Origin of the sequence: Escherichia sp. KTE114 (assembly GCF_000407765.1) — a bacterium.
Taxonomy (GTDB): domain Bacteria; phylum Pseudomonadota; class Gammaproteobacteria; order Enterobacterales; family Enterobacteriaceae; genus Escherichia; species Escherichia ruysiae.
In genome coordinates, this window is the sequence record NZ_KE136626.1 from 3,056,583 (window position 1) to 3,081,855 (window position 25,273).

At 49.8% G+C, this 25,273-nt stretch carries 27 protein-coding genes; 16 read left to right on the forward strand and 11 right to left on the reverse strand.

The genetic code is table 11. From position 1 onward, the window contains the following. Positions 1-380: 380 nt before the first annotated feature. Genes minE through minC form a run of 3 tightly spaced genes read right to left on the reverse strand, consistent with a single transcriptional unit; the run spans position 381 to position 2,182 of the window. On the reverse strand, positions 381-647 hold the full coding sequence (minE, locus tag WC5_RS06690; RefSeq protein ID WP_001185665.1) for a cell division topological specificity factor MinE: 267 nt from the start codon (positions 645-647) through the stop codon (positions 381-383). Between the two features lie 3 nt (positions 648-650). Further along, the gene (gene minD, locus WC5_RS06685) at positions 651-1,463 is read right to left on the reverse strand and encodes a septum site-determining protein MinD (RefSeq protein WP_000101043.1); all 813 of its coding nucleotides are present in this window, start codon (positions 1,461-1,463) and stop codon (positions 651-653) included. Between the two features lie 23 nt (positions 1,464-1,486). Continuing rightward, positions 1,487-2,182: a septum site-determining protein MinC gene (gene minC, locus WC5_RS06680; RefSeq protein ID WP_010345785.1), complete on the reverse strand. Its 696-nt coding sequence runs from the start codon at positions 2,180-2,182 to the stop codon at positions 1,487-1,489. A gap of 128 nt (positions 2,183-2,310) precedes the next feature. Between minC and WC5_RS06675 the strand changes: the two genes are divergently transcribed. The 3 genes from WC5_RS06675 (at position 2,311) to ycgN (ending at position 3,874) form a co-directional block, all read left to right on the forward strand. Then, complete coding sequence (locus WC5_RS06675; protein ID WP_001516252.1) at positions 2,311-2,604, forward strand: YcgL domain-containing protein; 294 nt, start codon at positions 2,311-2,313, stop codon at positions 2,602-2,604. A 71-nt stretch (positions 2,605-2,675) separates the two neighbouring features. Then, a complete protein-coding gene (locus WC5_RS06670) occupies positions 2,676-3,335 on the forward strand; it encodes a fumarylacetoacetate hydrolase family protein (RefSeq protein WP_000284295.1) in 660 nt (219 codons plus the stop codon). A gap of 92 nt (positions 3,336-3,427) precedes the next feature. After that, complete coding sequence (ycgN, locus tag WC5_RS06665) at positions 3,428-3,874, forward strand: cysteine cluster protein YcgN (RefSeq protein ID WP_016231670.1); 447 nt, start codon at positions 3,428-3,430, stop codon at positions 3,872-3,874. Between the two features lie 543 nt (positions 3,875-4,417). On the opposite strand, the gene znuB is transcribed toward ycgN, so the two are convergent. Together znuB and znuC are read right to left on the reverse strand one after the other, a co-directional pair. Next, a complete protein-coding gene (gene znuB, locus WC5_RS06660) occupies positions 4,418-5,203 on the reverse strand; it encodes a zinc ABC transporter permease subunit ZnuB (protein ID WP_000571472.1) in 786 nt (261 codons plus the stop codon). Next, the gene (znuC, locus tag WC5_RS06655) at positions 5,200-5,955 is read right to left on the reverse strand and encodes a zinc ABC transporter ATP-binding protein ZnuC (protein ID WP_000202981.1); all 756 of its coding nucleotides are present in this window, start codon (positions 5,953-5,955) and stop codon (positions 5,200-5,202) included. Before znuC ends, znuB begins: the two co-directional genes overlap by 4 nt. A 78-nt stretch (positions 5,956-6,033) precedes the next feature. Here znuC and znuA point away from each other — a divergent pair, with 78 nt between their 5' ends. From znuA to lpxM, 3 genes are all read left to right on the forward strand, one after another. Beyond that, positions 6,034-6,966 carry a zinc ABC transporter substrate-binding protein ZnuA gene (gene znuA / locus WC5_RS06650; protein ID WP_024192227.1) on the forward strand — a complete coding sequence of 311 codons (933 nt, stop codon included), beginning with the start codon at positions 6,034-6,036 and terminating at the stop codon, positions 6,964-6,966. A 15-nt stretch (positions 6,967-6,981) separates the two neighbouring features. Next, a complete protein-coding gene (gene mepM, locus WC5_RS06645; protein WP_001184035.1) occupies positions 6,982-8,304 on the forward strand; it encodes a murein DD-endopeptidase MepM in 1,323 nt (440 codons plus the stop codon). Between the two features lie 118 nt (positions 8,305-8,422). Continuing rightward, entirely contained in the window at positions 8,423-9,394 is a 972-nt protein-coding gene (lpxM, locus tag WC5_RS06640) for a lauroyl-Kdo(2)-lipid IV(A) myristoyltransferase (RefSeq protein ID WP_010351562.1), read from the forward strand. Positions 9,395-9,525: 131 nt separating this feature from the next. Here lpxM and pyk read toward each other — a convergent pair whose 3' ends face one another. Both pyk and hexR read right to left on the reverse strand, forming a co-directional pair. Continuing rightward, on the reverse strand, positions 9,526-10,968 hold the full coding sequence (gene pyk / locus WC5_RS06635) for a pyruvate kinase (RefSeq protein WP_000091160.1): 1,443 nt from the start codon (positions 10,966-10,968) through the stop codon (positions 9,526-9,528). Positions 10,969-11,094: 126 nt separating this feature from the next. Then, the gene (gene hexR / locus WC5_RS06630) at positions 11,095-11,964 is read right to left on the reverse strand and encodes a DNA-binding transcriptional regulator HexR (RefSeq protein WP_001056712.1); all 870 of its coding nucleotides are present in this window, start codon (positions 11,962-11,964) and stop codon (positions 11,095-11,097) included. 337 nt (positions 11,965-12,301) lie between these two features. Between hexR and zwf the strand changes: the two genes are divergently transcribed. The 3 genes from zwf (at position 12,302) to kdgA (ending at position 16,501) form a co-directional block, all read left to right on the forward strand. After that, complete coding sequence (gene zwf, locus WC5_RS06620) at positions 12,302-13,777, forward strand: glucose-6-phosphate dehydrogenase (RefSeq protein WP_000301722.1); 1,476 nt, start codon at positions 12,302-12,304, stop codon at positions 13,775-13,777. A 234-nt stretch (positions 13,778-14,011) separates the two neighbouring features. Continuing rightward, a complete protein-coding gene (edd, locus tag WC5_RS06615) occupies positions 14,012-15,823 on the forward strand; it encodes a phosphogluconate dehydratase (protein WP_001069467.1) in 1,812 nt (603 codons plus the stop codon). Between the two features lie 36 nt (positions 15,824-15,859). Beyond that, positions 15,860-16,501, forward strand: a complete 642-nt coding sequence (gene kdgA, locus WC5_RS06610; RefSeq protein ID WP_000800514.1) for a bifunctional 4-hydroxy-2-oxoglutarate aldolase/2-dehydro-3-deoxy-phosphogluconate aldolase — start codon at positions 15,860-15,862, stop codon at positions 16,499-16,501. A 56-nt stretch (positions 16,502-16,557) separates the two neighbouring features. Here the strand turns inward: kdgA and purT are convergent, their stop codons facing one another. After that, a complete protein-coding gene (gene purT, locus WC5_RS06605; protein WP_000173501.1) occupies positions 16,558-17,736 on the reverse strand; it encodes a formate-dependent phosphoribosylglycinamide formyltransferase in 1,179 nt (392 codons plus the stop codon). Between the two features lie 141 nt (positions 17,737-17,877). Here purT and yebG point away from each other — a divergent pair, with 141 nt between their 5' ends. The 4 genes from yebG to ptrB all read left to right on the forward strand — a co-directional run bounded on the left by yebG (position 17,878) and on the right by ptrB (position 21,836). After that, positions 17,878-18,168, forward strand: a complete 291-nt coding sequence (gene yebG, locus WC5_RS06600; RefSeq protein ID WP_000257576.1) for a DNA damage-inducible protein YebG — start codon at positions 17,878-17,880, stop codon at positions 18,166-18,168. A gap of 66 nt (positions 18,169-18,234) precedes the next feature. Continuing rightward, positions 18,235-18,591 carry a protein YebF gene (gene yebF / locus WC5_RS06595; RefSeq protein WP_010351432.1) on the forward strand — a complete coding sequence of 119 codons (357 nt, stop codon included), beginning with the start codon at positions 18,235-18,237 and terminating at the stop codon, positions 18,589-18,591. A gap of 315 nt (positions 18,592-18,906) precedes the next feature. Then, positions 18,907-19,566, forward strand: coding sequence for a tellurite resistance TerB family protein (locus WC5_RS06590; protein ID WP_000024719.1), 660 nt, complete (start codon positions 18,907-18,909; stop codon positions 19,564-19,566). A 209-nt stretch (positions 19,567-19,775) separates the two neighbouring features. Next, the gene (gene ptrB / locus WC5_RS06585; protein WP_000936903.1) at positions 19,776-21,836 is read left to right on the forward strand and encodes an oligopeptidase B; all 2,061 of its coding nucleotides are present in this window, start codon (positions 19,776-19,778) and stop codon (positions 21,834-21,836) included. On the opposite strand, the gene exoX is transcribed toward ptrB, so the two are convergent. The 3 genes from exoX to holE form a co-directional block, all read right to left on the reverse strand. Beyond that, positions 21,833-22,495 carry an exodeoxyribonuclease X gene (exoX, locus tag WC5_RS06580; protein ID WP_000944291.1) on the reverse strand — a complete coding sequence of 221 codons (663 nt, stop codon included), beginning with the start codon at positions 22,493-22,495 and terminating at the stop codon, positions 21,833-21,835. The genes ptrB and exoX overlap by 4 nt on opposite strands. 24 nt (positions 22,496-22,519) lie before the next feature. Then, entirely contained in the window at positions 22,520-23,176 is a 657-nt protein-coding gene (yobB, locus tag WC5_RS06575; protein ID WP_000222244.1) for a carbon-nitrogen hydrolase family protein YobB, read from the reverse strand. 100 nt (positions 23,177-23,276) lie between these two features. Further along, positions 23,277-23,507 (reverse strand): DNA polymerase III subunit theta, encoded by a 231-nt coding sequence (gene holE, locus WC5_RS06570; RefSeq protein ID WP_000916765.1) that lies wholly within the window; start codon positions 23,505-23,507, stop codon positions 23,277-23,279. A gap of 138 nt (positions 23,508-23,645) precedes the next feature. Here holE and yobA point away from each other — a divergent pair, with 138 nt between their 5' ends. From yobA to WC5_RS06555, 3 genes are read left to right on the forward strand one after another with little or no spacing between them, the layout of a single operon-like run. Further along, on the forward strand, positions 23,646-24,017 hold the full coding sequence (gene yobA, locus WC5_RS06565; RefSeq protein WP_000255066.1) for a CopC domain-containing protein YobA: 372 nt from the start codon (positions 23,646-23,648) through the stop codon (positions 24,015-24,017). Positions 24,018-24,020: 3 nt separating this feature from the next. Beyond that, complete coding sequence (gene copD, locus WC5_RS06560; RefSeq protein ID WP_000879339.1) at positions 24,021-24,893, forward strand: copper homeostasis membrane protein CopD; 873 nt, start codon at positions 24,021-24,023, stop codon at positions 24,891-24,893. A 12-nt stretch (positions 24,894-24,905) separates the two neighbouring features. Continuing rightward, positions 24,906-25,247 carry a YebY family protein gene (locus WC5_RS06555; protein ID WP_000976488.1) on the forward strand — a complete coding sequence of 114 codons (342 nt, stop codon included), beginning with the start codon at positions 24,906-24,908 and terminating at the stop codon, positions 25,245-25,247. Positions 25,248-25,273 lie beyond the last annotated feature (26 nt).

Here is a 25,273-nt window from a genome sequence, read left to right on the forward strand (position 1 = left end):
TGCATTGCAAAGGTAAGGCAATCTGAAATATCAATATTGTTGTGTAATTTATATGTGAACAATATTTATCAGAAAACGTAATATTAGTGATTTTATTCTGGTGGCGATAATGTGAATTAGTTGCGACTTAATTTGACGCTGGAGCTTGAAGGGGGAGTGTTACCGTTTATACAAAACAGGATGTAATTCCCATTTCCTGTACTAACAACGCAGCAACCAAATGAGCGAACTCAACAGAGGGAAGGGGGCTGTGCCTGGACGCCGATGACAACATTACTTAATAGCGAACCGGGGAAGAGAAAAATTTAACCAGGGTGTAATCTGACAGATACCTGTATAAATAACCGGTAACTGTCAGATCGGACCTGAGCTAATACAGCTTATTTCAGCTCTTCTGCTTCCGGCAGGGTTACGTTCAACTCAAGAATGGAAATATCACCATCTTTTTGCTCAAGCTGTACGGTCACCATCTCGGGATCGATTTGTACGTATTTACAAATGACCTCAAGAATATCTTTACGCAACTGGGGCAGATAGTGTGGTTCTGCATCGCTGCGACGGCGTTCAGCAACAATAATTTGCAACCGTTCTTTTGCAATGTTGGCCGTGTTTTTCTTCCGTGAGAGAAAGAAATCGAGTAATGCCATAACTTATCCTCCGAACAAGCGTTTGAGGAAGCCTTTCTTCTCTTCTTCAATGAAGCGGAAAGGACGTTCTTCTCCCAACAGACGTTCTACGGTATCAGCGTAGGCTTTACCCGCATCGGCGTTGATATCGAGAATAACCGGTTCCCCCTGGTTAGAGGCGCGCAATACTGATTGATCCTCTGGGATCACGCCGACGAGCTTGATGCGCAGGATCTCCAGCACGTCTTCCATGCTCAACATGTCTCCTTTGTGCACGCGACCAGGGTTATAGCGCGTTAACAACAGGTGCTCTTTTATGGGTTCTTCGCCGTTTTCTGCGCGACGTGATTTCGACGCCAGAATACCTAAAATACGGTCAGAGTCACGAACTGAGGAAACTTCCGGGTTGGTGGTAATAATGGCCTCATCAGCGAAATAAAGAGCCATTAATGCACCGGTTTCAATACCCGCCGGTGAGTCACAAACGATAAACTCAAAGTCCATCGCTTTCAGGTCATCAAGAACTTTGGCCACCCCTTCGCGGGTGAGGGCGTCTTTATCGCGAGTTTGCGATGCCGGGAGAATATAGAGGTTATCAGTACGCTTATCCTTAATTAACGCCTGATTTAGCGTTGCATCGCCCTGAATGACGTTGACGAAATCGTAAACGACCCGGCGCTCGCAACCCATAATCAGGTCGAGATTACGCAAGCCGATATCAAAATCGATCACGACAGTTTTCTTTCCCTTCTGGGCCAAACCAGTGGCGATGGCCGCGCTGGAGGTTGTCTTTCCAACGCCCCCTTTCCCCGAAGTAACAACAATAATGCGTGCCATAAAAATTCCTTGTTAAAAAGGGATCAATTTAACGATTGAACGGTCAAAGCGTTTTCGACTAATTGCAGTCGTGCCGCTTTGCCATAAAATTCTGCTGGGATTTTATCGCTCAGCCAGTATTCACCGGCGATAGAGACCAGTTCTGCCATCAGACTCGTACAAAATATTTGTGCTTCCCGGTCACCACTTGCCCCGGCTAGCGCACGACCGCGCATCATGCCATAGACATGAATGTTACCATCTGCGATCAATTCTGCCCCTGCGCTAACATGGCTTGTAACAATCAGATCACATTGTGGCGCATAAATGCGCTGACCGGAACGTACAGGGGTATCTATTAAGCGCGTTTTTGTGTCCGGTGTTGTATTTTTCGCAGGAACCTGGGGGGCCGGTGCTGGACGTGGCGCTTTTTCCTTTCCTTCAGTCAGGATTGGCAACCCCATCTTTTCGATTTCAGCTTTCAGCTTCGCATTTTTGCAGCCACTGACACCAATGATCCGCAAGCCTGTTGCTGAGATAGCTTTGTGCATTGCTGGCCAGTTGACCTGTTCTTCGAGGCCACTGACATTGAGTACGATGGGAGCATGATTTAAAAATGCCGGAGCCTGAGCGATTTTGTCTTCCAGCGCCTGATGAATAACCTTAGGTTCTGCCTCATGCAGATGAACCACAGATAAGGTGAAGCTGCTACCTTTAAGCTCGATTGGCGTGTTTGACATCCTGGCCTTACTCAATTAGCTAATTACCATCATCATCAGCGTGCGATGATATTACGAAGACTATAAGGCATGTTATAGTCTGGATTATATTGAGGCAAGTCACCCCCCCATTTATTCAGAGTAAAATTATGTTTTGTGTGATCTATCGAAGTAGTAAACGTGACCAGACCTATTTATATGTTGAAAAAAAAGACGACTTTTCACGTGTTCCAGAGGAGCTGATGAAAGGTTTTGGTCAACCGCAACTTGCGATGATTCTTCCATTGGACGGGAGAAAGAAACTGGTAAATGCCGATATTGAGAAAGTTAAACAGGCCTTAGCTGAGCATGGCTATTATCTTCAATTGCCACCACCTCCTGAGGATTTGCTGAAGCAACATCTTTCTGTGATGGCGAAAAATACAGACAGCACTAAAAAATAACCAATATCCGGCGGTGTCATCATATTTGTCGGAGCGGGTTTTAAGATCCACGATGAAGTGAGAGGAGCGTTATGTATCAACATCACAACTGGCAAGGTGCGCTGCTGGATTATCCGGTGAGTAAAGTAGTTTGTGTTGGCAGTAATTATGCCAGGCATATTAAAGAGATGGGGAGTGAAGTGCCTGAAGAGCCAGTGTTGTTCATTAAACCTGAAACGGCACTGTGCGATCTGCGCCAGCCATTGGCTATCCCCTCAGATTTCGGCGCGGTTCATCATGAAGTGGAACTGGCTGTGTTGATTGGGGCAACGCTACGTCAGGCCACGGAAGAGCATGTGCGAAAAGCTATTGTGGGTTACGGCGTGGCGCTCGATCTGACATTACGTGATATTCAGGCAAAAATGAAGAAAGCCGGGCAGCCGTGGGAAAAGGCCAAAGCGTTTGATAACTCTTGTCCACTTTCCGGGTTTATTCCCGCCGCAGAGTTCACTGGCGATCCACAAAATACATCGCTGGGGCTGAGCGTTAACGGCGAACAACGCCAACAAGGTACGACTGCGGACATGATCCATAAAATCGTTCCGCTGATTGCTTATATGAGCAAGTTTTTTACCCTCAAGGCCGGTGATGTTGTGTTAACAGGCACGCCTGATGGTGTCGGCCCGCTACACAGTGGCGATGAACTGACTGTTACTTTCGATGGTCATTCTTTGACAACTCGCGTTTTGTAATACTTTTTTGCCGCCTGAATGAGGCGGCAAAACTTGCATCGCTGTGCCAGACTGGTTATAAGGTGCGTTTTAACGTAATGGCGGAACACCTGATGAGCGATATACCTTTCTGGCAAAGTAAAACCCTTGATGAAATGAGCGATGCTGAATGGGAGTCGTTGTGTGATGGTTGTGGTCAGTGCTGCCTGCATAAACTGATGGATGAAGACACCGACGAAATCTACTTCACTAACGTCGCTTGCCGTCAGCTTAATATTAAAACCTGTCAATGTCGGAACTACGAACGCCGCTTCGAGTTTGAACCCGACTGCATTAAATTAACCCGCGAAAACCTGCCAACATTCGAATGGCTACCGATGACCTGTGCTTATCGGTTGCTGGCGGAAGGGAAGACATTGCCAGAGTGGCATCCGCTGATGACTGGTTCGAAAGCGGCAATGCACGGTGAGCGAATCTCTGTACGTCATATTGCAGTGAAAGAATCAGAAGTGATCGACTGGCAGGATCATATACTCAATAAACCGGACTGGGCGCAGTGAGTAGTTGAAACAGAAGGGGTTACTTTCTCGTTTTGAACGGGGCACTGTTGGTGCATCAGAACTGAAATTTACATCCAGAATTGCCAGGGGATTTTCATTATTATTTGCCCCCAATGCGAACAGAAAAATGCCCCTCTGTGCAGTAATGAAGATTGGATTTACTCCTGCACTTAATGCCCGGCGAGCAAATGTGCTGCAATTCATACACCTTACGAACTTATACTGATACTCCTATTTCTCGGTGCTACATTCCTGTATTTATTGCCAGTTTCCAGAGACTGCTTATCTGCTCACTCACGTTTTTTCGAGAGAACGATGATATTTTTCGCGGGTTAGTGGATCTGGTTTCGCTTTTTCGTGGAGAAATAACTGCAAAGGAAAATTCTTAATATCGTCGTTTAATTTGTCGAATGCGGACATGGATTTTATGCAGACCATATAAACATTCTCTGGTCGCTCGTTCTTACAGAATGGTTTTTTGGTGATACTCGTAATGCGGTGACCTGGTCGATGAAACTGGCACTGTATAGTGCCAGTCGCAATTTAGTTGGCTTGCTTTTTCATCATACTGATAATAAACAACAGCGCCGCACACAGCACCACCGACGGGCCTGCTGGCGTATCGTAAAACGCGGAAAAGGTTAAACCACCAGTTACGGCAATCATCCCCACCAAAACCGCGACACCAGCCATCTGCTCCGGCGTGCGGGCAAAACGACGTGCAGTAGCCGCAGGAATAATCAGCAGCGAGGTAATAATCAACGCGCCGACAAATTTCATTGCCACGCCAATCGTCAATGCCGTCACCAGCATCAACAATAATTTTACGCGCTGTAATTTTACGCCATCGACAAACGCCAGATCCGGGCTAATCGTCATCGACAGTAAATTGCGCCATTGCCAGAACAGAATTGCCACCACGATGACCACGCCAATCGCAATGGAGATAAGATCTTCCGGCGTCACTGCCAGCAAATCACCGAACAGATATGCCATCAAGTCAACGCGAATGTTAGACATCAGGCTGACGACGACCAGACCCAGCGACAAAGCACTGTGCGCCATAATTCCCAATAATGTATCGATCGCCAGTTGTGGGCGCTTTTCCAGCCATACCAGACCGCCCGCCAGCAGCAGCGTAACCGCAATCACTGCATAGAAAGGATTCACATCCAGTAGCAGGCCAAACGCGACGCCAAGTAAAGATGCATGCGCCAGCGTGTCGCCGAAATAAGACATACGGCGCCAGACAACAAACGAACCCAGCGGACCAGCAGCACAGGCCAGCATGATCCCGGCTAACCAACCAGGAAATAATAATTCAATCATGAGCGATCATTTCCCCGACGCAGAATAATCCGCCCCTGTAAATCATGGCGGTGATTATGATGATGGCGATATATACCCAGCTGCTCAGCGCCGCGAGGTCCAAACATCGAAATAAATTCTGGATGCAGGGAAACGACTTCCGGTGTGCCGGAACAACAGATGTGGTGATTGAGGCAAAGTACTTCATCGGTTTTTGCCATCACCAGATGCAGATCGTGAGAAACCATTAATACGCCACAATCCAGTTCGCGACGCAGTTGATCAATCAGGTCGTACAACGCAACCTGACCATTTACATCCACGCCTTGAGTGGGTTCATCCAGCACTAATAATTGCGGTTGATTTAACAACGCGCGCGCCAGCAGTACACGCTGCGTTTCGCCGCCAGAGAGCTTTTGCATTGGCGCGTCAATCAGATGCCCGGCCTGAACGCGTTTCAGTGCGGGCAGAATGTCTTCTTTATATGTACCGGGGCGTAAGCGTAAAAAACGGTTTACGGTCAGTGGCAACGTGGTGTCGAGATAGAGCTTTTGCGGCACGTAGCCGATACGCAGTTTTCCGTGGCGCTTGATAACACCTTCATCTGGTGTTACCAGCCCGAGCACAACCCGCACCAGCGTCGACTTACCTGCGCCGTTCGGCCCAAGTAAGGTCAAAATTTTTCCAGGTTTAAGTTCCAGCGACACATCAGAGAGGACGCGGCGTTGGCCAAAAGAAACCGAGACATTTTCCAGGGAAACCAGACTTGTCATGTTAATTTTAGTCTTGCAGTAGTCATGAAATGTTATAATATCACACTTCTTGTATTCATTACGATGATTGGTCGCATTATGTTACATAAAAAAACGCTTCTTTTCGCAGCATTATCCGCCGCTCTCTGGGGTGGTGCAACACAGGCGGCAGATGCCGCCGTTGTTGCTTCGCTTAAACCTATTGGATTCATCGCTTCCGCCATTGCTGATGGGGTAACAGAGACTGAAGTATTACTGCCTGATGGTGCTTCTGAACACGATTATTCACTGCGTCCATCGGATGTAAAACGCTTACAGAACGCGGACTTAGTCGTCTGGGTTGGCCCGGAGATGGAAGCGTTTATGCAAAAGCCGGTGAGCAAATTACCTGAGGCGAAACAGGTAACGATTGCGCAGCTAGATGATGTGAAACCGATGCTGATGAAAAGTATTCACGGCGATGATGATGATCATAACCACGCGGAAAAAAGTGACGAAGATCACCATCACGGCGATTTCAACATGCATCTTTGGCTCTCCCCAGAGATAGCGCGGGCTACAGCGGTTGCAATCCATGGAAAATTAGTGGAACTTATGCCGCAAAGTCGAGCCAAACTTGACGCCAACCTGAAGGATTTTGAGGCACAATTAGTTGCAACCGATAAACAGGTTGGTAATGAGCTCGCGCCGCTCAAGGGAAAAGGTTATTTCGTTTTTCATGATGCTTACGGCTACTTCGAAAAACAATTCGGACTGACACCGCTTGGTCATTTTACCGTTAACCCAGAGATTCAACCGGGCGCGCAGCGTTTACATGAAATAAGAACACAGTTGGTTGAGCAAAAAGCAACCTGCGTTTTTGCTGAACCACAGTTCAGGCCAGCGGTCGTTGAAAGCGTCGCACGAGGGACATCCGTTCGTATGGGAACGTTGGATCCCCTTGGGACGAATATCAAACTGGGTAAAACAAGCTATTCAGAATTTCTGAATCAATTAGCCAACCAGTACGCGAGCTGCCTGAAAGGAGATTAATGAGGAAGTGATTACGTGCAACAGATAGCCCGCTCTGTCGCCCTGGCGTTTAATAATTTACCGCGACCACACCGCGTTATGTTGGGGTCGCTCACCGTTCTTACTCTGGCCGTCGCTGTCTGGCGGCCCTATGTTTACCACCGCGACGCCACGCCAATTGTCAAAACTATTGAGCTGGAACAAAACGAAATCCGTTCACTTTTACCTGAAGCCAGTGAACCGATTGATCAAGCCGCACAAGAAGATGAAGCCATTCCGCAAGATGAACTGGACGACAAGATCGCCGGAGAAGCGGGTGTGCATGAATATGTTGTTTCCACAGGCGATACGCTAAGTAGCATCCTCAATCAATATGGTATTGATATGGGTGATATCACCCAACTGGCTGCTGCGGATAAAGATCTGCGTAACCTGAAAATTGGTCAACAACTCACCTGGACATTAACCGCAGAGGGCGATTTACAACGTCTGACCTGGGAAGTTTCTCGTCGGGAAACGCGTACCTATGACCGCACTGCAGCAAACGGTTTTAAAATGACCAGCGAAATGCAGCAAGGGGAGTGGGTTAATAATCTACTGAAAGGCACTGTAGGGTCGAGCTTTGTTGCCAGCGCCAGAAGTGCTGGTTTAACCAGTGCTGAAGTGAGCGCAGTGATTAAAGCGTTACAGTGGCAGATGGACTTTCGGAAGGTTAAAAAAGGCGATGAATTTGCGGTATTAATGTCACGTGAAATGCTTGATGGCAAACGTGAACAAAGCCAGTTACTGGGCGTACGTTTGCGTTCTGAAGGTAAAGATTACTACGCTATCCGTGCCGAAGATGGCAAGTTCTATGATCGTAACGGTACTGGTCTGGCGAAAGGATTCTTGCGATTCCCGACGGCGAAGCAGTTCCGTATCTCGTCTAACTTTAACCCGCGTCGTCTGAACCCGGTAACAGGCCGCGTTGCGCCGCACAGGGGCGTTGATTTCGCGATGCCACAGGGTACGCCGGTACTTTCGGTGGGCGACGGTGAAGTGGTTGTAGCCAAACGCAGTGGCGCCGCAGGTTATTATGTTGCGATCCGTCATGGCCGCACCTATACCACGCGTTATATGCACCTGCGCAAGATTCTGGTGAAACCGGGGCAGAAGGTAAAACGTGGCGATCGTATCGCGCTTTCTGGTAATACCGGGCGTTCAACCGGGCCGCATTTGCACTATGAAGTATGGATCAACCAGCAGGCCGTAAACCCGCTGACGGCGAAACTGCCGCGTACCGAAGGGCTGACTGGCTCCGATCGCAGTGAGTTCCTGGCGCAGGCCAAAGAGATTGTGCCGCAGCTACAGTTTGATTAATTAACACCCATTCGCAGCCGGTACGCAGTCAGTACCGGCTTTTTTATTTGGTGCGGGGCAAGTTGCGCCGCTACACTATCAGCAGATTGATATTTGCCTTATCCGAAACTGGAAAAGCATGGAAACGAAAAAAAATAATAGTGAATACATTCCTGAGTTTGATAAATCCTTTCGCCATCCGCGTTACTGGGGAGCCTGGTTGGGTGTGGCGGCGATGGCCGGCATTGCCTTAACCCCTCCGAAATTCCGCGATCCCATTCTGGCGCGGCTGGGACGTTTTGCCGGACGATTGGGTAAAAGCTCACGTCGTCGTGCGTTAATCAATCTGTCTCTTTGCTTTCCAGAACGTAGCGAAGCTGAACGCGAAGCGATTGTGGATGAGATGTTTGCCACAGCGCCGCAGGCGATGGCGATGATGGCAGAACTGGCGATACGCGGGCCGGAAAAAATTCAGCCGCGCGTAGACTGGCAGGGACTGGAAATCATCGAAGAGATGCGGCGTAACGACGAGAAAGTGATCTTTCTGGTGCCGCACGGCTGGGCGGTAGATATCCCCGCGATGCTGATGGCCTCGCAAGGGCAGAAAATGGCGGCGATGTTCCATAATCAGGGCAATCCGGTTTTTGATTATGTCTGGAACACCGTGCGTCGTCGTTTTGGCGGTCGTCTACATGCGAGGAATGACGGCATAAAACCGTTCATCCAGTCGGTTCGTCAGGGGTACTGGGGCTATTATTTGCCCGATCAGGATCATGGCCCGGAGCACAGTGAATTTGTTGATTTCTTTGCAACCTATAAAGCGACGCTGCCCGCGATTGGTCGTCTGATGAAAGTGTGTCGTGCGCATGTCGTACCGTTGTTTCCGATTTATGACGGCAAGACACATCGTTTGACGATTCAGGTGCGCCCGCCGATGGATGACTTGTCAGAGGCAGATGACCATACCATTGCGCGGCGGATGAATGAAGAAGTCGAGATTTTTGTTGGTCCGCGACCAGAGCAATACACCTGGATTTTAAAATTGCTCAAGACACGCAAACCGGGCGAAATCCAGCCGTATAAACGCAAAGATCTTTATCCCATCAAATAGAAAAAGCCTCTCACGAAGAGAGGCTTTCGTCTGATGATAAGTTCAAGTTTGCTTCAGAAGATTCGAAATTAGTTGAATTATCATTGAATTGCAGGCCGGACAAGGCGCTCTCACCGTATCCGGCAATGTACTTACTCTACGGTTAAAATACGCGTGGTATTGGTAGAACCCACGGTACTCATCACATCGCCCTGGGTGACAATTACCAGGTCACCAGACATCAGGTAGCCTTTATCGCGCAGCAGATTTACCGCTTCGCTGGCAGCAACCACGCCATCATTCGCGCTGTCAAAATAGACCGGCGTTACACCACGATAAAGCGCAGTCAGGTTCAGGGTGCGCTCATGGCGAGACATCGCAAAAATCGGCAGTCCGGAGCTGATACGGGAAGTCATCAGCGCGGTACGACCTGATTCGGTCATGGTGATGATAGCGGTAACACCTTTCAGGTGGTTAGCCGCATACATCGCGGACATGGCGATAGCTTCTTCCACATTGTCGAACTGAACGTCCAGACGATGTTTAGACACGTTGATGCTTGGGATTTTTTCCGCACCCAGGCAAACGCGCGCCATGGCTGCAACGGTTTCTGACGGATACTGACCCGCAGCAGTTTCTGCAGACAACATTACTGCGTCAGTACCATCCAGCACGGCGTTTGCCACGTCCATAACTTCTGCTCGAGTCGGCATTGGGTTGGTAATCATTGACTCCATCATCTGGGTCGCAGTGATTACCGCGCGGTTCAGCTGACGCGCGCGACGAATCAACGCTTTCTGAATGCCGACCAGTTCAGGATCGCCAATTTCTACGCCGAGGTCGCCACGTGCAACCATCACCACGTCAGAGGCGAGAATAATGTCGTCCATCGCGTCCTGGCTGCAAACGGCTTCAGCACGTTCAACCTTGGCGACAATTTTCGCATCACAACCTGCGTCGCGCGCCAGACGGCGAGCATAGTTCAGATCTTCGCCGCAGCGTGGGAAGGAGACAGCCAGGTAATCCACGCCAATCAGCGCCGCAGTCTGGATATCTGCTTTATCTTTCTCGGTCAGTGCTTCAGCCGACAGGCCGCCGCCGAGTTTGTTGATCCCTTTATTGTTGGAGAGAGGGCCGCCGACGGTCACTTCGGTGAACACTTTCATGCCCTGGACTTCCAGCACTTTTAACTGAACGCGACCGTCGTCGAGCAGCAAAATATCGCCAGGCACGACGTCAGCAGGCAATCCTTTATAGTCGATACCGACTTTTTCTTTATCGCCTTCACCTTTCCCCAGGTTGGCGTCCAGCAGGAATTTATCCCCAATATTGAGGAATACCTTACCTTCTTTAAAGGTAGATACACGAATCTTTGGCCCCTGAAGGTCACCCAGAATAGCCACATGACGCCCCAGTTTTGCGGCAATTTCACGAACTTTATCCGCGCGCATTTTGTGATCTTCAGGCGAGCCGTGAGAAAAGTTCATACGTACAACGTTTGCGCCGGCAGCGATAACTTTTTCAAGGTTATTATCGCGATCAGTAGCAGGGCCTAACGTGGTAACGATTTTGGTTCTGCGAAGCCTTCTGGACATGTAATACTCCGTTGACTGAAACAACAAGGTGTTGCTTGAACATGAAATCCGAATGAAATAAAGCCATTTTGGCGATAAATTAATCTCATTCGGATGTCGTATAAGATTAGAACAGTGGCAATCGTTTTAACGATCGTCACTTAAATTAAGTAACTGCTTATCAAAACGCGATTCCTTGAGAGCTTCCTTGACCCGCTTCAAGTTATCTCTGAATTTTGCGCCGCGTCGCAAAGTAAATCCTGTTGCCAGCACATCTATCACGGTCAACTGGGCAAGTCGAGAGACCATGGGCATATAAATGTCAGTATCTTCCGGTACGTCGAGGGTAATTGCCAGCGTTGCTTCCCGGGCGAGTGGTGTACCAGCAGAGGTGAGGGCAATCACCATTGCGTCGTTTTCCCGCGCCAGCTGCGCCAGTTCAACCAGATTTTTGGTCCTGCCGGTGTGGGAAATCAACACAACGACGTCTCCATCGCTACAGTTCATACAACTCATTCGCTGCAGTACGATATCGTCCGAGTAGATCACCGGAACATTGAAGCGAAAAAACTTATTCATTGCATCGTGAGCAACAGCGGCAGAAGAACCTAACCCGAAAAAGGCAATTTTCTTCGCCTGGGTGAGGAGATCAACAGCGCGATTGACGGCGGACTTATCCAGCGAGTGGCGGACGTGATCGAGAGTAGCCATTGCCGACTCAAATATTTTCCCTGTGTATGATTCAACGCTGTCATCTTCACTGACGTTGCGATTAACATAGGGTGTGCCATTAGCCAGACTTTGCGCCAGATGCAGTTTAAAATCAGGAAAACCGCGAGTGTCCATGCTGCGACAGAAACGATTGACTGTAGGTTCGCTAACATTGGCTTCCAGTGCCAGCGCAGCAATACTCGAATGGATCGCGTTGTCGGGCGAGACAAGAATGACCTCGGCAACTTTGCGTTCTGATTTGCTCAAATGTTCCAGCTGAGACTGGATTTTTTCCAGCATATTCATGATGTAAAGAGACTCACGGGTAATGACGATTTCCACACTGAAAGAAATCGAAATGCAGTTTTGTCAGATATTACGCTTGTGTGCTGTGTTAATGACAAAAGCAGATAAAAAAGTTGTTATTTTTTTTCATAACATGATCAGTGTCAGATTTTTACCCAAAGGAAAACGATGGTTTTTTTATCAGTTTTGCCGCACTTTACGCGCTTTTGCCGTAATCGCACGGGTGGATAAGCGTTTACAGTTTTCGCAAGCTCGTAAAAGCAGTACAGTGCACCGTAAGAAAATTACAATTATACCCAGGCTTAAGTACCGGGTTAGTTAACCTAAGGAGAATGACATGGCGGTAACGCAAACAGCCCAGGCCTGTGACCTGGTCATTTTCGGCGCGAAAGGCGACCTTGCGCGTCGTAAATTGCTGCCTTCCCTGTATCAACTGGAAAAAGCCGGTCAGCTCAACCCAGACACCCGGATTATCGGCGTAGGGCGTGCTGACTGGGATAAAGCGGCATATACCAAAGTTGTCCGCGAGGCGCTCGAAACTTTCATGAAAGAAACCATTGATGAAGGTTTATGGGACACCCTGAGTGCGCGTCTGGATTTTTGTAATCTCGACGTCAATGATACGGCTGCATTCAGTCGTCTCGGTGCGATGCTGGATCAAAAAAATCGTATCACCATTAACTACTTTGCCATGCCTCCTGGCACCTTTGGTGCAATCTGCAAAGGGCTGGGTGAGGCGAAACTGAACGGCAAACCGGCACGCGTGGTGATGGAAAAACCGCTGGGTACGTCGCTGGCGACCTCGCGTGAAATCAACGATCAGGTAGGCGAATACTTCGAGGAGTGCCAGGTTTACCGTATCGACCACTATCTGGGTAAAGAAACGGTACTGAACCTGCTGGCGCTGCGTTTTGCTAACTCACTGTTTGTGAACAACTGGGACAATCGCACCATTGATCATGTTGAGATCACGGTGGCAGAAGAGGTTGGGATCGAAGGGCGCTGGGGCTATTTCGATAAAGCCGGTCAGATGCGCGATATGATCCAGAACCACCTGCTACAAATTCTCTGCATGATTGCGATGTCTCCGCCGTCTGACCTGAGTGCCGATAGCATCCGGGATGAAAAAGTGAAAGTACTTAAGTCGCTGCGCCGCATTGATCGCTCTAACGTGCGTGAAAAGACGGTGCGTGGGCAGTACACCGCAGGTTTTGCGCAGGGCAAAAAAGTACCGGGTTATCTGGAAGAAGAGGGCGCGAACAAAAGCAGTAACACGGAAACCTTCGTGGCGATCCGCGTCGACATCGATAACTGGCGCTGGGCTGGCGTACCGTTCTACCTGCGTACCGGTAAACGTCTGCCGACTAAATGCTCTGAAGTGGTGGTCTATTTCAAAACGCCAGAACTGAATCTGTTTAAAGAATCCTGGCAGGATCTGCCGCAGAACAAATTAACCATCCGTCTGCAACCTGATGAGGGCGTGGATATCCAGGTACTGAATAAAGTTCCTGGTCTTGACCATAAACATAACCTGCAAATCACTAAGCTGGATCTGAGCTATTCAGAAACCTTTAATCAGACACATCTGGCTGATGCTTACGAACGTCTGTTGCTGGAAACGATGCGCGGTATTCAGGCATTGTTTGTGCGTCGCGATGAAGTAGAAGAAGCGTGGAAATGGGTGGATTCTATTACTGAAGCCTGGGCGATGGACAACGATGCACCGAAACCGTATCAGGCCGGAACCTGGGGACCTGTTGCCTCGGTGGCGATGATTACTCGTGACGGTCGTTCCTGGAATGAGTTTGAGTAATATCTCGACTTATCCTTACGGGTTATTTTACCGGTAACATGATCTTGCACAGATTGTAGAGTAATTTTTACACTTTTGAGCCTCGTGTGGATTCACCCACGAGGCTTTTTTTATTACACTGACTGAAACGTTTCTGCCCTATGAGCTCCGGTTACAGGCGTTTCAGTCATAATTTTCCTGAATGAAACGCGTTGTGAATCATCCTGCTCTGACAACTCAATTTCAGGAGCCTTTATGAATCCACAATTGTTACGCGTAACAAATCGAATCATTGAACGTTCGCGCGAGACTCGCTCTGCATACCTCGCCCGGATCGAACAAGCGAAAACTTCGACCGTTCATCGTTCGCAGTTGGCATGTGGTAACCTGGCACACGGTTTCGCTGCCTGCCAGCCAGAAGACAAAGCCTCTCTGAAAAGCATGTTGCGTAACAATATCGCTATCATCACCTCCTACAACGACATGCTCTCTGCCCACCAGCCTTATGAACACTACCCGGAGATTATTCGTAAAGCACTGCATGAAGCCAACGCGGTCGGTCAGGTTGCAGGTGGTGTTCCGGCTATGTGCGATGGTGTAACCCAGGGGCAGGACGGCATGGAACTGTCGCTGCTAAGCCGCGAAGTGATTGCAATGTCTGCGGCGGTGGGGCTGTCCCATAATATGTTTGATGGCGCGCTGTTTCTCGGCGTGTGCGACAAGATTGTCCCGGGTCTGACGATGGCAGCCCTGTCGTTTGGTCATTTGCCTGCGGTGTTTGTGCCGTCTGGACCGATGGCAAGCGGTTTGCCAAATAAAGAAAAAGTGCGTATTCGCCAGCTTTATGCCGAAGGTAAAGTGGACCGCATGGCACTACTGGAGTCAGAAGCCGCGTCTTATCATGCGCCGGGAACATGTACTTTCTACGGTACTGCCAACACCAACCAGATGGTGGTGGAGTTTATGGGGATGCAGTTGCCAGGCTCTTCTTTTGTTCATCCGGATTCTCCGCTGCGCGATGCTTTGACCGCTGCCGCTGCGCGTCAGGTTACACGCATGACCGGTAATGGTAATGAATGGATGCCGATCGGTAAGATGATCGATGAGAAAGTGGTGGTGAACGGTATTGTTGCACTGCTGGCGACCGGCGGCTCCACTAACCACACAATGCACCTGGTGGCGATGGCGCGTGCGGCGGGTATTCAGATTAACTGGGATGACTTCTCTGATCTTTCTGATGTCGTACCGCTGATGGCGCGTCTCTACCCGAACGGTCCGGCTGATATTAACCACTTCCAGGCGGCGGGTGGTGTACCGGTGCTGGTACGTGAACTGCTCAAGGCGGGTCTGCTGCATGAAGATGTCAACACGGTAGCGGGTTTTGGCCTTTCGCGTTATACCCTCGAACCGTGGCTGAATAACGGTGAGCTGGACTGGCGCGAAGGCGCAGAAAAATCGCTCGACAGCAATGTGATTGCTTCCTTCGAGCAGCCTTTCTCTCATCATGGCGGGACAAAAGTGTTAAGCGGTAACCTGGGCCGTGCGGTTATGAAGACCTCTGCCGTACCGGTAGAAAACCAAGTGATTGAAGCGCCTGCGGTTGTTTTTGAAAGCCAACATGACGTTATGCCTGCCTTTGAAGCGGGTTTGCTGGATCGCGATTGTGTGGTTGTTGTCCGTCATCAGGGGCCAAAAGCGAACGGAATGCCAGAATTACATAAACTCATGCCGCCACTTGGTGTATTATTGGACCGGTGTTTCAAAATTGCGTTAGTTACTGATGGACGACTCTCTGGTGCTTCAGGTAAAGTGCCGTCAGCTATCCACGTAACACCAGAAGCCTACGATGGCGGGCTGCTGGCAAAAGTGCGCGACGGGGACATCATTCGTGTGAATGGACAGACAGGCGAACTGACGCTGCTGGTAGACGAAGCGGAACTGGCTGCTCGCGAACCGCACATTCCTGACCTGAGCGCGTCACGCGTGGGAACAGGACGTGAATTATTCAGTGCCTTGCGTGAAAAACTGTCCGGTGCCGAACAGGGCGCAACCTGTATCACTTTTTAAGACGACAAATTTGTAATCAGGCGAGAGAAAACTCTGATGAAAAACTGGAAAACAAGTGCAGAATCAATCCTGACCACCGGCCCGGTTGTACCGGTTATCGTGGTAAAAAAACTGGAACACGCGGTGCCGATGGCAAAAGCGTTGGTTGCTGGTGGGGTGCGCGTTCTGGAAGTGACTCTGCGTACCGAGTGTGCAGTTGATGCTATCCGTGCTATCGCCAAAGAAGTGCCTGAAGCGATTGTGGGTGCCGGTACGGTGCTGAATCCACAGCAACTGGCAGAAGTGACCGAAGCGGGTGCACAGTTCGCAATCAGCCCGGGTTTGACTGAGCCTCTGCTGAAAGCGGCGACTGAAGGTACAATTCCTCTGATCCCAGGGATCAGCACTGTTTCCGAACTGATGCTGGGTATGGACTACGGCCTGAAAGAGTTCAAATTCTTCCCGGCTGAAGCTAATGGCGGCGTGAAAGCCCTGCAGGCGATCGCAGGTCCGTTCTCCCAGGTGCGTTTCTGCCCGACTGGTGGTATTTCTCCGGCTAACTACCGTGATTACCTGGCGCTGAAAAGCGTACTGTGCATCGGTGGTTCCTGGCTGGTTCCGGCGGATGCGCTGGAAGCGGGCGATTACGACCGTATTACTCAACTGGCGCGTGAAGCAGTAGAAGGCGCTAAGCTGTAAAAATTAAAAATGCCCGATTGTGAATCGGGCATTTTTGTCGCTTGCTTTTAACAGATTTAACCTTGCACTTTCACCTGACCGGCGGCGTGCTTCGCGCGTTCAATCGCCTCATCAACACTCTCTGCAGTCGCCAGAGCCACACCCAGACGACGGCTGCCATCAATTTCCGGCTTACCAAATAATCTAATCTGTAAACCTGCGCCTACGGCATTCTGCACATTATCAAACGTGACATTCTGACTGGTCAGTTGCGGCAGGATAACGGCTGAAGCGGCTGGACCATACTGGCGGATCTCACCAACAGGCAGTCCAAGGAACGCGCGTACATGCAGGGCAAACTCTGAGAGATCCTGAGAAATTAACGTCACCATCCCGGTGTCATGCGGGCGAGGGGAGACTTCACTGAAAATCACCTCATCACCACAGACAAACAACTCGACACCAAACAGCCCATAACCGCCCAGCGCCAGCACTACTTTACGGGCAATCTCCTGCGCACGTTCAAGGGCAAGTGGGCTCATTTGCTGCGGTTGCCATGATTCACGGTAGTCTCCATCTTCCTGACGATGACCTACTGGCGCACAGAAATGGACACCATCCACGGCGCTGACGGTCAGTAGTGTAATTTCGAAGTCAAACTTAACCACGCCTTCAACAATCACACGACCCGCTCCGGCGCGACCACCTTGCTGGGCGTACTCCCACGCCTGAGCAAGTTGTTCGGCAGAGCGAATAAATGTCTGCCCCTTGCCGGAAGAACTCATCACCGGTTTAACAATACAGGGATAGCCAATGGTGGCAACCGCCTCGCGGAAAAGGTTTTCGCTGTCGGCAAAACGATACGTTGAAGTGGGAATATGCAGCTCTTCTGCCGCCAGACGGCGGATGCCCTCGCGATTCATGGTTAATTTCGTCGCGCGCGCGCAGGGGACAACATTCAGTCCTTCCTCTTCAAGCTGGAGCAGCATATCGGTGGCAATAGCTTCAATCTCCGGCACGATATAGTGCGGCTTTTCCAGTTCAACCACGCGGCGCAATGCATCACCATCCAGCATATTAATGACATGGGAGCGGTGCGCGACATGCATGGCTGGCGCGTCGGCATAGCGATCAACCGCAATCACCTCTACGCCGAGGCGCTGGCACTCGATTGCCACTTCTTTACCCAGTTCACCGGAACCTAATAACATCACGCGAGTTGCTGCCGGACGCAGCGCAGTGCCTAATAACGTCATAACGAATATCCCTTGATTAATTCCGCGTGAAGTATAAACGAAAACGTTTGCGTGTGTCTTTATTGCTTGATTGCTTGCGTTGATTTCTCAACTGAAAAGAAATATACTGTATAAAATTACAGTTATGATGAGAGGCTGCAAATGGCGGTTGAAATTAAATACGTAGTCATTCGTGAGGGCGAAGAGAAGATGTCGTTTACCAGCAAAAAGGAAGCCGATGCTTATGACAAAATGCTTGATACGGCGGATCTGCTCGACACCTGGCTGGCAAATTCCCCGGTCAAAATGGAAGACGAGCAACGTGAAGCTCTTTCACTGTGGCTGGCAGAGCAGAAAGATGTCCTGAGTACCATCCTGAAAACAGGCAAATTACCGTCTCCGCAGGTGGTCGATAATAGCAACGATGCGGAAGATGAGACCCACGCCGCCTGAAGCAACTTGCGCTCCTGACAATTTGTACCATGCTTTCTCCTGAATCATTGTGCTATGGAGAAAAACATGAAAAAAAGAGGAGCGTTGTTGGGGCTGTTACTGCTTTCTGCCTGCGCATCAGTTTTCGCTGCAAATAACGAAACCAGCAAGTCGGTAACTTTCCCAAAGTGTGAAGGTCTGGATGCAGCCGGAATTGCCGCGAGTGTAAAACGCGATTATCAACAAAACCGCATAGCGCGCTGGGCAGACGATCAAAAAATCGTTGGTCAGGCAGATCCGGTAGCGTGGGTCAGTTTGCAGGATATTCAGGGTAAAGATGATAAATGGTCAGTTCCGCTAACTGTGCGCGGTAAAAGTGCCGATATTCATTATCAGGTAAGCGTGGACTGTAAAGCGGGAATGGCCGAGTATCAGCGTCGTTAATGGCTATTAGTCATTGCGCATAATTCCTGGCGGATGCGGCGTAAACGCCTGTCCGCCTTACAATATTTCACACCCGTAGGCATGATAAGGCGCGACCGCATCGCAGCAGGCAATCAGCAACAGATAATCCCAATCAATCCTTCCCCCAAATTTCCAACATAGCAGCTCCACAGCAAGCACCTTATCTGACGCGAATTTCCGTCGCTGACTTCCTTTTCGGTCCGCTTATTTGCGCATCTTTTGCCGCAATATACACTTTCTGACATCCTCATCCGCTATGCTACAGGCACTAAAAATGGTTATTGAGGAGCAAATATGGCTAACTGGTTAAATCAACTGCAATCCCTTCTTGGGCAAAACAGTTCTTCTACCTCCTCGTCTACGGATCAGGGATTGGGCAAACTTTTAGTGCCGGGCGCATTAGGCGGGCTGGCAGGGCTGCTGGTCGCAAATAAATCAGCACGTAAACTTCTCACGAAATATGGCACCAATGCGTTGCTGGTTGGCGGCGGAGCGGTAGCGGGTACGGTGCTGTGGAACAAATACAAAGATAAAATTCGTGCGGCGCATCAGGATGAACCGCAGTTCGGTACTCAAAGCACGCCGCTGGATGAGCGTACGGAACGTTTGATCCTTGCACTGGTCTTTGCCGCTAAAAGTGATGGTCATATTGATGCCAAAGAACGTGCGGCTATCGACCAGCAATTGCGTGAAGCTGGTGTGGAGGAGCAGGGACGTGTTCTCATTGAGCAGGCAATTGAACAACCGCTGGATCCGCAGCGCCTGGCGAACGGGGTTCGTAATGAAGAAGAGGCGCTGGAAATCTATTTCTTGAGCTGTGCAGCTATTGATATTGATCATTTCATGGAGCGTAGCTACCTGAATGCATTGGGCGACGCGTTGAAAATTCCCCTGGATGTTCGTGAAGGGATCGAACGCGATCTCGAACAGCAAAAGCGCACTTTGGTGGAATAATTCCGCTCTCTGGATAGCCTGACAGTTGGCTATTTCGGGCTATCCAGAACCGCACAGCCATTTGAACGGACTGATTTTCTCTGTCAGCATATCATTCGATATCCACGCCATTACCTGTCATCATCTGAGCAATGACAACCCTGTTTCGCTTGCATCCCCGGTGAGTTTTGCCACCCTTATAAGATGTTTCAACCAGAAAGAACAATAACATGCTACCAAAAGCTGCCCGCATTCCCCACGCCATGACGCTTCATGACGATACGCGCATCGATAATTACTACTGGCTGCGGGACGACACACGCTCGCAGCCGGAAGTACTGGACTACCTGCAACAAGAAAATAGCTACGGTCATCGGGTGATGGCCTCGCAACAAGCCTTGCAGGATCGCATATTAAAGGAAATTATCGACCGTATTCCGCAAAGAGAAGTTTCTGCGCCCTACATCAAAAATGGCTACCGCTACCGGCATATTTATGAACCTGGCTGTGAATATGCCATCTACCAGCGTCAGTCGGCGTTCAGTGAAGAGTGGGATGAGTGGGAAACATTGCTCGATGCCAACAAGCGCGCGGCGCACAGTGAGTTTTATTCGATGGGCGGAATGGCAATTACCCCCGATAACACCATTATGGCGCTGGCAGAAGATTTCCTTTCGCGACGCCAGTACGGCATCCGTTTTCGCAATCTTGAAACGGGCAACTGGTATCCCGAATTGCTGGATAATGTCGATCCCAGCTTTGTCTGGGCGAATGACTCGTGGACTTTCTATTATGTGCGTAAGCATCCGGTGACGCTGCTGCCTTATCAGGTTTGGCGCCACGCCATCGGGACTCCGGCATCGCAAGATAAACTGATCTACGAAGAAAAAGACGATACCTATTACGTCAGTTTGCATAAAACGACATCGAAGCACTATGTAGTCATTCACCTGGCCAGCGCCACCACCAGTGAAGTTCGCTTGCTGGACGCGGAAATGGCCGATGCCGAGCCGTTTGTTTTTCTGCCGCGCCGCAAAGATCACGAATACAGTCTTGATCACTACCAGCATCGGTTTTATGTGCGTTCCAACCGCAACGGCAAAAACTTTGGCTTATACCGTACCCGTATGCGTGATGAGCAACAGTGGGAAGAGTTAATTCCGCCACGCGATAACATCATGCTGGAAGGATTTACGCTGTTTACCGACTGGCTGGTGGTTGAAGAGCGTCAGCGCGGGTTAACCAGTTTGCGCCAAATTAACCGCAAGACACGGGAAGTCATCGGCATTGCCTTTGATGATCCGGCCTACGTGACCTGGATTGCCTACAATCCAGAACCTGAAACCGCGCGATTGCGTTACGGTTATTCCTCCATGACCACGCCAGATACTTTGTTTGAACTGGATATGGATACCGGCGAGCGCCGCGTGCTGAAACAAACTGAAGTACCCGGTTTTGATGCGGCGAATTACCGCAGTGAACACTTGTGGATCACTGCCCGGGATGGCGTCGAAGTTCCGGTTTCGCTGGTCTATCATCGTAAGCACTTCCAGAAAGGCAACAATCCGCTGTTGGTATACGGTTATGGTTCTTACGGCGCAAGCATTGATGCCGATTTCAGTTTCAGTCGCCTGAGTTTGTTGGATCGTGGATTTGTCTACGCCATTGTGCATGTTCGTGGTGGCGGCGAACTGGGGCAACAATGGTACGAAGACGGTAAATTCCTGAAGAAGAAAAATACGTTTAATGATTATCTTGATGCCTGCGATGCATTGTTAAAACTGGGCTATGGCTCTCCTTCGCTCTGTTATGCAATGGGAGGCAGTGCGGGGGGAATGCTGATGGGGGTCGCGATTAACGAACGCCCCGAACTGTTCCACGGTGTTATCGCTCAGGTGCCGTTTGTTGATGTCGTGACGACGATGCTTGATGAATCAATACCTCTTACCACTGGCGAATTTGAAGAGTGGGGGAATCCGCAGGATCCGCAATATTATGAGTATATGAAAAGCTACAGCCCGTATGACAACGTCACCGCGCAGCCTTATCCGCATTTGCTGGTAACGACCGGTTTACACGATTCACAGGTGCAATACTGGGAACCGGCAAAATGGGTGGCTAAATTGCGCGAGCTTAAAACCGATGACCATCTGTTATTGCTGTGTACCGACATGGACTCAGGGCACGGCGGTAAATCGGGGCGCTTCAAATCTTACGAAGGTGTGGCGATGGAATATGCTTTTCTGGTTGCGCTGGCGCAGGGGACATTACCCGGTCAGCCAGCGGCTTAAGCATTCTCCAGATAATGCTTCAACGTTAAACGCAATTCCGGGCTCATACTGTCGAGGTTATTAAACAACCAGCGCAGGTAGCCCGGATCGCGCTCTGCAACTTCTGATACTGCTTTACCGCGATACTTGCCAAACGTGAACGTCGTTAACAATGATGGACGTCCAGTGATATCCGCCATTTGTTCCACCGTCCAGCCGGATGTGTTCATAATATCGATAAGCAAGGCAGCGGTGATGTAACAGTCATACAGCGCACGGTGGTGATGCAAGCCTGGCGGCGTTTGTACATTGAGTTTACGTGTTTTATACAACGCCATATTGCTGTACTTGATTCCTGGCCACAAACGACGAGCCAGTTTCATCGTGCAGATCCACTCGCCAGGCATTTCAGGCAATACGCGGCGGTCAAAGCTGGCGTTGTGTGCGACATACCATTCGCTACCGTAATAGTGCGGGATCACCTCCTCAATCCACGGTTTGTCGGCGACCATGGCTTCGGTAATTCGGTGAATAGCCATAGCCTGTGGGCTGATGGGACGGTCGGGGCGCACCAGGTGGCTCATGGGGTTGACGATTTTCCCGTCAACAACATCAACTGAGGCAATCTCGACGATCCCTCCCTGTAAACCGCAGGTTTCTGTATCGATAATACGCAGCATGGCAAAACTCCGGGCCGAAAACGCCTAGCGTAATGGAATGATATCGCCTTGCCAACCCTGCGGTGTGCGTTGACCAACTAACAATAACGAACCGCGATCGGCGCGGACGATAAGGCTGCCATGTTCATCCCACAGTGCGCTGTTGCCCCGAGCATTAGCCATCAGGACGGCGATGGAGAATTGATGTGAGAAAAATTGTAAGTGGCGAGTAGAAGCTAACAGGTCGGGCTCACTGATGCACTGACCGGTGGTAAACAGCGAACAGGTTGGGGGCATATCAATGCCTTCAGGTTGTCCATCCACCACAGTGATGGTTTTCGAATGTCGATCCAGACATGCGCCGTGGCTTTGATGATAAATTCCGGGCGCGTTCATCCCTGGGGCGAATACTGCAATACCACGAATAAAACGTTCATTATGTTCAACGGGGAGGCCGGTAATAATGGTCATTCGCCATGTTGTCGCGGCATAACAAAGCGGGGCTAACAGCGAAAGGTCGGGCGGGGCAGGCAGAGATCGTCGTTTATAATCACAGCCCAATAGAGAAAGCGAGGGAAAAACTAAAAGTTCGCACTGCTGTCTGGCGGCAGCCCTCACGAACTCCAGATGATGGGCTACCTGCTCAGTGAGTGAGGCATTACGAGGCTCATATTGTGCTGCTGCGACTTTCCTGTATGTCATGATGACTTCCTTTTCACAGTGTCCGCAAATATTGATGCGTATAAGAAAATACTCACAATTTAGCAGGCATCATGTAAGAAAGTGTAACTTAATATAAGGTTTATTTAAGTTTAGGCTCGTAAGGTAAACGTGACAGATTTACAGAGGCGAGACGGTGGGTGATAAGGCGCTCACGAAACCAGCTTCGCAGGTGTTCCGGTTGTTCACGTTCAACCGCCTCAGCAATTACCGGCATATTGTAACGTTCTTTAAATGCCACCCCGGCAGCCGCCAGATCGACATTAACTTTATCCATTTCAGTTTGATCCAGTTTAGCCAGATTCTTCAGCATATTGTGTCTCCTCGTTAATTGCGGGCAAAAGTTACTAAGAGTCAGCCAGGATGGCAAGCCGGAATTGATGATCCTCGACTCTATCATTAGACAAGGTTATGCTCTGTAAAAAAGTTATTACAAAAAGGAATAGATAATATGGTTTCAACTGCACGTTCTCTTCGCTACGCACTCGTATTTTTTGCCGCTTCGCTGGCGCCTTCTGTCTGGGCACATGCGCATCTGACGCATCAGTATCCTGCGGCGAATGCGGAGGTTACTGCTGCCCCACAGGCCATTACTTTAAACTTCTCTGAAAGTATTGAACCCGGATTCAGCGGCGCCAAAATCATCGGTTCAAAGAATGAAGATATTAAAACATTACCCGCGAAGCGTAATGAACAAGACAAAAACCAATTGATTGTTCCGCTTGCCGACGCCCTGAAGCCCGGAAGTTATACCGTCAACTGGCATGTTGTCTCGGTGGACGGGCATAAAACCAAAGGGCATTACACCTTTACAGTGAAATAAAACATGCTGGCGTTTACCTGGGTCGCACTGCGATTTATCCATTTTACCTCCCTGATGCTGGTCTTTGGCTTCGCGATGTATGGCGCATGGCTGGCTCCAATGGCACTTCGTCGCTTGCTGACGAAACGTTTCCTGCGTTTACAACAACATGCTGCCGTCTGGAGTTTGAGCAGCGCCGCTGCGATGTTCGCCGTTCAGGGCGGGTTGATGGGCGCGGGATGGTCGGATGTGGTTTCGTTGAACATTTGGCAATCGGTGTTACAAACGCAGTTTGGTGGTGTCTGGATTTGGCAAATCGTTCTCGCCCTCGTTACGCTAACTGTAGCTCTGATGCAACCAGGGAACATGCCACGTTTGTTGTTTGTGCTAACTACCGCGCAATTTATCCTGATGGCGGGAGTAGGACATGCGACGTTAAACGAAGGATCAACGGCGAAAATCCATCAGACGAATCACGCTGTACATCTGATTTGCGCGGCTGCATGGTTTGGTGGCTTGCTGCCGGTTGTCTGGTGTATGCGGTTGGTGAAAGGGCGCTGGCGACGTCAGGCCATTCATGCACTGGTGCGATTCTCCTGGTGTGGGCATTTTGCGGTGATTGGCGTGCTGGCAAGCGGCGTGCTTAATGCATTATTCATTACCGGATTTCCCCCAACACTTGCGACTTACTGGGGGCAACTTTTATTGCTCAAAGCCATACTGGTGATGATTATGGTAGCCATTGCACTGGCAAATCGTTATGTTCTGGTGCCACGGATGGGGCAAGATGAAGACCGTGCGGCTCCGTGGTTTGTGTGGATGACAAAACTCGAATGGGCGATTGGTGCGGTTGTGCTGGTGATTATCAGCCTGCTTGCAACTCTCGAACCTTTTTGATGGATTACGAAAATGATGAAAAAAAGTATTCTGGCATTTGTATTGCTTACCAGTTCGGCAGCGGCGCTGGCGGCGCCACAAGTGATCACCGTTAGTCGCTTTGAAATTGGCAAAGACAAATGGGCATTTAATCGTGAAGAAGTGATGCTGACATGCCGACCGGGCAATGCGTTGTATGTCATTAACCCCAGCACTCTGGTGCAGTACCCTTTGAACGATGTCGCGCAAAAAGAAGTTACCAGCGGAAAGACCAACGCCCAGCCTATCTCAGTGATCCAGATTGATGATCCTAACAAACCAGGTGAAAAAATGAGTCTGGCACCGTTTATTGAAAGAGCTGAGAAACTCTGTTAATTATCTATAGTAGTCTTTTGATTTCC